This is a genomic window from Vibrio sp. 10N.222.55.B11 (genome assembly GCF_041473705.1).
Taxonomy (GTDB): domain Bacteria; phylum Pseudomonadota; class Gammaproteobacteria; order Enterobacterales; family Vibrionaceae; genus Vibrio; species Vibrio crassostreae_C.
In genome coordinates this window covers 68,180-74,668 of the sequence record NZ_JBFRST010000001.1, presented here as the reverse complement: position 1 = coordinate 74,668, position 6,489 = coordinate 68,180, and the positions used below count along the sequence as shown (strand labels likewise).

Annotated in this window: 5 protein-coding genes and 3 pseudogenes; 4 read left to right on the top strand and 4 right to left on the bottom strand. The window is 36.4% G+C overall.

The window, feature by feature from the left end; translation table 11 throughout:
- Positions 1-240 (top strand): annotated as a pseudogene (locus tag AB4503_RS00365) (IS5/IS1182 family transposase); the annotation flags it as partial.
- A gap of 410 nt (positions 241-650) precedes the next feature.
- On the opposite strand, the gene AB4503_RS00360 reads toward AB4503_RS00365, so the two are convergent.
- On the bottom strand, positions 651-914 hold the full coding sequence (locus AB4503_RS00360) for a hypothetical protein (RefSeq protein WP_229648108.1): 264 nt from the start codon (positions 912-914) through the stop codon (positions 651-653).
- Between the two features lie 208 nt (positions 915-1,122).
- Here AB4503_RS00360 and AB4503_RS00355 point away from each other — a divergent pair, with 208 nt between their 5' ends.
- Positions 1,123-1,305: a transposase gene (locus AB4503_RS00355; protein ID WP_229648109.1), complete on the top strand. Its 183-nt coding sequence runs from the start codon at positions 1,123-1,125 to the stop codon at positions 1,303-1,305.
- Positions 1,306-1,646: 341 nt separating this feature from the next.
- A pseudogene (locus AB4503_RS00350) lies at positions 1,647-1,777 on the top strand (IS630 family transposase); the annotation flags it as partial.
- Positions 1,778-1,955: 178 nt separating this feature from the next.
- Here the strand turns inward: AB4503_RS00350 and AB4503_RS00345 are convergent.
- Both AB4503_RS00345 and AB4503_RS00340 read right to left on the bottom strand, forming a co-directional pair.
- Positions 1,956-2,690, bottom strand: a complete 735-nt coding sequence (locus AB4503_RS00345; RefSeq protein ID WP_132968965.1) for a hypothetical protein — start codon at positions 2,688-2,690, stop codon at positions 1,956-1,958.
- 406 nt (positions 2,691-3,096) lie between these two features.
- Positions 3,097-5,151, bottom strand: coding sequence for a hypothetical protein (locus AB4503_RS00340; protein ID WP_371729309.1), 2,055 nt, complete (start codon positions 5,149-5,151; stop codon positions 3,097-3,099).
- Positions 5,152-5,552: 401 nt separating this feature from the next.
- Between AB4503_RS00340 and AB4503_RS00335 the strand changes: the two are divergent.
- Positions 5,553-5,727: pseudogene (locus tag AB4503_RS00335) on the top strand (IS3 family transposase); the annotation flags it as partial.
- Between the two features lie 119 nt (positions 5,728-5,846).
- Here the strand turns inward: AB4503_RS00335 and AB4503_RS00330 are convergent.
- Positions 5,847-6,482: a LysE family translocator gene (locus AB4503_RS00330; protein ID WP_229648111.1), complete on the bottom strand. Its 636-nt coding sequence runs from the start codon at positions 6,480-6,482 to the stop codon at positions 5,847-5,849.
- Positions 6,483-6,489 lie beyond the last annotated feature (7 nt).

Sequence of the window (6,489 nt, the reverse complement as noted above, 5' to 3'; positions counted from 1 at the left end):
CCTCGAAATCTCGCCGTGGGTTGCCAGAAGTTATACGGCTCAAATAAGTATTGGAAAGAGCGGTATGGATACCACAGACGTTCACTCTCAGAAACAGCGATGTATCGAGTTAAACAGTTACTAGGAGGACGATTGAGCTTAAGAAATTACAATGCGCAGGTGGGTGAGACTTACGCGATGATAAAAGCGTTGAACAAGCTTACTGGGTTAGGTATGCCTAAAGCTTGTCGTATTAACTAAGAAACACACGAAACGAAGTAGCTCTATCTCTAAATTTAATTACGCAACAAAGCCTATCCTCGCCCTAAAAGCGGGCGAGGATTTACGGAGAAATTGCTAACTGGAAATTGAGAACCTCAAAATTATCCTATAAAATTTATTCCTAACGAAGCCGCAAATTCCACCTGCTTCCAGCTCGATCTAAATCACGATCATTTTTAATCCGACCTAGGCGACTTGCCCCTCCCTCCTCTCCTCGACCACCTACAACCATAGCTAACATTTCTAATTCTTCTTGCGATAATAAAGGATGATTGTCAAATATAACTCGTTTCATTATTAAACCCCTAATTTTATTACTAATAATCTTAAAATTAAACAAAAGAAATTAATTTTAAATTATGATTACATTTAAAAAATTAATTAATAAGTTAATAAGTTAATAAGTTAATGTAAATTATATTAAAAAAAGAATAACCTTGAATTCTAATTTCAGCACCGAGCCTACTGCATAAATACAACGTTGCTAATCTTCTTTGAAAATAACGTCTAACGCCCAGGACTCTGGCTCTCAATGTGCCAAAGTTTTCTTGTCGCTCTTGAGCGGCTTTGTTGAAGCGCTCATTTAATCGCCAATTTTTGAGTTGAGAGCCTTTTCCTATATTCTTATCATACCTTGATGTATTCACTCTCATAATCATACCTTACAAACACAATCAATCCAGGCGTCAACACTTCAAAAAAACACACCTACCGACAAACCAATTATATTGCGTGACCGAGGGCGGATTGATATCTGATTATCAGGCGACATTATGGATAATTGGCAGAGTGAGCAACGCACTTATGATGGAACAGGCTCATCCCCAATACCCTGATAGCACAATAAGAGCGTGACATTATTTGAGACTGGTCTTCAAACAGCCCCTACGCCAACTTCAAGGTCTCATCGATAATCTATTAAAAAGAATGGGGGACGCAGATCTAGCCTGTCCAGACTATACCTCTCCTTCTAAGCGCTTATCTCAACTAGGTCTTAAGAAGCCCGCATTCAAATCCACATATAAACCGAATGAGGGGCCGTAGGGGCACTGTGTGAAAAAATTGATATAGATGCAGACCATGTTTCAGCGGATAAAATGGACGATACCGATGACGTCTAGGACGCATTATCGAGCAAATTTCCTGAAGCCGATATAATCATTCCTCCCAAAGATAATCTGCTTGCTGTCGACGCTCGCAATCCTAAAAGGATGAGAAATTTAGTGGCGTATCTGCATTAGGTCCCCAATTACACAGTAGAGACTTTGAAAACAACAACAGGAAATGATGCTAGCGGCATGATTTACACAGCTTGGTATGCCCGACAGCTACCGAGTCGCTTAATGATGTCAAAAGACAAAGTGGGTTGAGTACTGCAACAAAGCCACGAGAAGTCGAGAAACAACGTTTACTTCAAAACTAAACGAGACTTCAAGGCGGCGATAGACCAATTTTTTCTGTGACTCTTCCAGAGATCGCAGGCTCTTTGGCATCTCAGATTAATGATAATTTTTAGGTACTCAAACCTGCACCTTCAAGTTGATTCAATATATATGTGCTATGGGTGGGCTTTATTCTGTCATAAAAATCCAATTTTAATGCGAGTTATCTATATATTTCTGCTGCTTGCTTTGACATCATAATTATCTCTTTCAGTTTGGCTTTAGCGACCTCTTGCGCCATGTAATGCCTAACTAAAAGCAGTTAGGTGTTGAAAAACCCATCCTTCGATAATTAGTCTCAAGAACATCCGAGATCATAAAAGCAGTAACCTTCTTTATTTCACCTCCGCCTTTCTTTAAATCTCGAATTATCTCCCTACCATTTTCAACACTCGCTCTTTTAACCGCTCCCGGTCTATTAAGCCTAGTGTTAACAATGTTATCGGGGTCTGACATCACTTGAGATATGCTTCTTTTTTCTAATGCAGTCCAATCCTTAACCTCACTAATCACTACATTTTCACCTTTATATGAAGTTGAAAAGTATAATTTATTAGAATCTATTACATCTGAGCCCAAGGTATCAGAGGCACTTTCTAAAAAATCGTCATTGAACTGCAAAGCCTCTGTTACGCTACTTTTAGTACTTTCATTTGGAAATGGTATTTTACCTTCCTCAATATCAGCCAAAATATTTTTGTTCTTTTCAAGCATACTTTTTACATTCTCATATAGCTTTTTCCTAGCTTCTGAATGTTCCAAGGGTTTATCTAAAACTAACTTTTCAGTAGAGAAACCGACTTTTGAAAGCCTTGCCTCCCCATTTTGAATTATTATTTTCGGCCTGATCGAGTCTAATTCACTTGGATTTATTTTAGTTACATCAATTTCAAGACTCCCAGACATCGAGCTAAATGAAATTGCAGAGAGTAGCAATATCAAAAATGTATTTATAAGATATTTAATTTTATATTTTCTTCCCATCATGATTCACCTCTTCAAGGAGTAATTGGTCTATGGTAATCCGGGGAAAGGAGAAGCCAACCCATTGTAATTCCCCTCAATAACATCAGAAACTACAAAAGCGGATATTCACCTAACGTTCGGATTATTTGACTTAAAATCTCTCACCACACTTCTATCTGTTTAGCACTGCACCTTTAAGAACCACATTAGTATTTACAATGTTGTCTGGATAACATGACGCAAGAGAAATACGCTTGCTCTTAACCTTAGGTCGCTCGAACGTTAGACATCAAAATGGATTATCCTTTGATTTAATTAAACTAGTGCCTCTTCCTATAGTCTTGATTTTTAGTTAATCAACTCAAAAAAATCATTTTTAAAACTTTATCTAAGATACTTTTTCCCTGCTCCCATCACAATATTCGACCTAATTGGCGTGATGCAGGCGCATGGGTGGTCCTGTTTGAGAAACAGGAACCCATAAATTGATAGTGTCATCAAGGTACCTAATTATTTTATTATTATCTTCATCTAAAAAAGGAGTTGAGTTAAACGCTAGCCAATCAAAGTTTCCGCTTGAATATTTATGTACTTCTTGAGAAGAGTAATTTACGAGTTTACTGTTTTTATTTAGCGCAACCAGGTCGTCACGTAAATCGCTCAAGATTACAGCAGCGGCTTCATTTTCCCAATCACTTAACTTTTGTAGCTTCTTCACGTAATTATCGATTAATGCGCCCACAACGTTAAAGTAACTATTTTGAATAGAGCTAGTCATTTGAGCATAATCAATGAATCGTAATGATGTCTCATAGTTATCACCACCTTGTAGACTCATTAATGAAACAGCATCATTTAATGCAACATCTACCTTTTTCTTTAGGCTTCCATCAGCCACATGTTTATCGATTTTCTCAATAAGCGAATTTAATTTTTCTTGACTGATTGGCTTTAATGAAATTTCTGATTTATCTACTAATTTAGTATTAACCAGGTCTTTAGCTGCATGATAAGAACTCATAATTTTGTTTTTAAGGGTGGAATGTTCCTCTCCAATTTTCGAATATGCATCATTAATTAATTTTGTAAACTTGGTCTCATCAGTCACATCGACGCCTTGGCTAATTAGTGACTTTGTTATGGCAAAAATAAATGGAGCAACATCAATTTTGGATTTAATATCATTCATGACAGAGCCTTGAATTATTGAGCTTTCAATTGGCATAAATATCGATATAAAAATAAGAAAACCTTCTTCAATCTTTACCTCTGAATAATCAAGGTTTTTCAAAATATGATGCCCAAAATATAACCAAGAATAGTATTTTTTTAGAACATCATTATATGGGGCTATCATTGATTCCTGAAGACTATGGATAAATTTTGTATCTGTAAGCATATCTTTGAATTCAACAACAAGATGATCGCTATTGTCATATATTACATCTACTGTCCTCTCTAAAACTGGGAAAAATACATCATTCAACCAACGCATATTTGGTATTGCAACATTTTTTATCGATTTTGAAAATCGGATGCTGTTTGTGCCTTCATATGATGGATGGAAATTTGCATTATTTAATGGGACATGTCCGAAACTGCTTATGTATTTCTTCCCTGTCAATGAGGTTGAATACCAGTATTTTAAATTTTCCTTTAATCCGATTAGGTGGCTAATAGTTACTGGTAATTCACTTGAAACGAATTGCGTGGTTATTGGGGTGGATACTGTGTTATCTTTGAAATATTTATCTACTCTATTAGAGTAATTATCATTAATCAATCTATATGCTAATTTGTGGAAACTGTTTTTATATAATTCAACTGTTAATTCTCCAAAATGTTTATATTCATAATTATAAATCTCATCATTATCACCTCGGATTATTTTTTTAAGCTTTAGTAGTGATGCGTCTGTTTTATCAATTGCTTTTGAGTAGACACCCATCAAAGTGCGATCGGACTCTTCCATCTTGTTGATGACCCCAGCCATTTTTATATCACCATAAATTGCAATCCCTTCAGCGATGAGAACACCTATAACTGGGTTTATAGCTTCCGCAATTGACTCGGAGAAAATTGAGCCGATAACTTCCCCTGCAATTTCCGGGGCTATGTAGGAGCCCAAAAGAACGGCACCACCAGTGATTTCATCAGCATTTTTATTTTCTATGCCGTCAAGCAATTCTAATCCACCACTTACAACGCCAATAGCTCCACCAATTTTCTCTGCCAACTCCATTGCTCCGGTTTCAAATTCTGGTATAACCTCACCAATTTCTTCATTAGTAATCTTTTGGCCAATGGGAGTTTCTTTTTCTGATATCGGTGAGATGTCCTCTTGAAAATCATCAACCTCTTTTTCAAGAGTTGTAGTTTTACATGCTTCCCCCTCATCCAAAATAAAATAGAAAGAGTTAGCACTATTGGCAAATAATACCGCTCCGATTGATAGTCCAATAGTGCTTATTTTAAACTTCATTGTCCATTCCCCCGCCTAAAATATGATTTTTTGAAAATTTTGATGGAATTAAAAAATTGGTAAAACTGACAATAGACTATTTCAATCAATCAATAAGAACATTTAAATAATTTATGTTTTATTTATATTGAAAAATTATCATCTTTACTAATTCAAGGAAAAAGCATGAGCCACACCAAGAGTTTTTGACTCTGAGTTAAGTGAGAAAGAGCTTGCGGTTGAAAATGCAGCTAGAACAATATTAGTCAAAAACAAGATTATATGTAGTAAAGCGGAAAGGGCTTTCAATAAAGGAAATACAAAGGTGTTTGAAACATTATATAGTTCGTTAACTTTACCCAATTACATTCAAAGACCTTTCAGTTATGACGTAAGTGTTGATATAGGGGCGTCAACGCCAGTTTTTCCACTTAATGAAAATAGAACGTCCAATACGAGCCGATAATGACGAGAGAAGATCTGCGCCAAGCACTCTTCGAATACATCGAGGTTAATTATTACCGAACAAGAAGGCACAGTGCACTTGAATATCTAAGTCCAGTAATTTCTTGTCACTTAGCAAACCAGTCAGTCTGACAAGTGTAGAGCACCCTTATCAAATAGGAAAACACTTATTCATATGAAGGTAAGACAACTTTTCCCTCACCAAATTTTTGTGAAAGAAAAGACTCTACAAACAGTTACGCTTCCCCAATTTATAGACTCGTCGAAAAAAGATAGATAAGGTAAAGGCTCATTAAAACAAAGAAAAATCCTGCAATTTTATTGCCCCACTGTTCAATGTATCTTGACACTATATGTGCCCGCATCCAGTAACCAATGACAGCATACATCGAAAGCACTAGTGCCGTCGAAATACCGACAATCCCCAAACAGATCATATAATCACTGATATTACTATTCGTAAGGTCAACAAAACTAGGTAAGATAGAAGCATAAAAAAGGATAGTTTTTGGGTTCCCCATAGCTATAGATAGCCCGGCAAAAAATTCCTTTGTTGAGAAATCAGACGTTGAGATATCGGTTTCACTTAAATGAGGAGAAGCCGCAATAATTAGACTATAGCCTATCCACCCTAAGTATATGGCACTAACAAATTGTACGAAGTGATAGATTCCTTGGACGCCGTTCTGAGCAAGTGCCGTATTGATGCTAAAATATGCAATGCTAAAAAATAACATAGCACCTATGACAATTCCTAAGGTCGTTATTAAACCCGACTTAAGCCCGACCCCCATACTTTGAATCATCACTAGCAACACACTTGGACCAGGTACTATTGATAGTAGCGTAATTGAAGCTGTAAATAATAAGATTGTGGTAATGTCCATGCCATTG

Excerpts from the sequence above, each read along its gene's own strand:
- AB4503_RS00345 (WP_132968965.1), bottom strand. The coding sequence starts at position 2,690 with ATGATGGGAAGAAAATATAAAATTAAATATCTTATAAATACATTTTTG.
- AB4503_RS00360 (WP_229648108.1), bottom strand. The coding sequence starts at position 914 with ATGAGAGTGAATACATCAAGGTATGATAAGAATATAGGAAAAGGCTCT.
- AB4503_RS00340 (WP_371729309.1), bottom strand. The coding sequence starts at position 5,151 with ATGAAGTTTAAAATAAGCACTATTGGACTATCAATCGGAGCGGTATTA.
- AB4503_RS00330 (WP_229648111.1), bottom strand. The coding sequence starts at position 6,482 with ATGGACATTACCACAATCTTATTATTTACAGCTTCAATTACGCTACTA.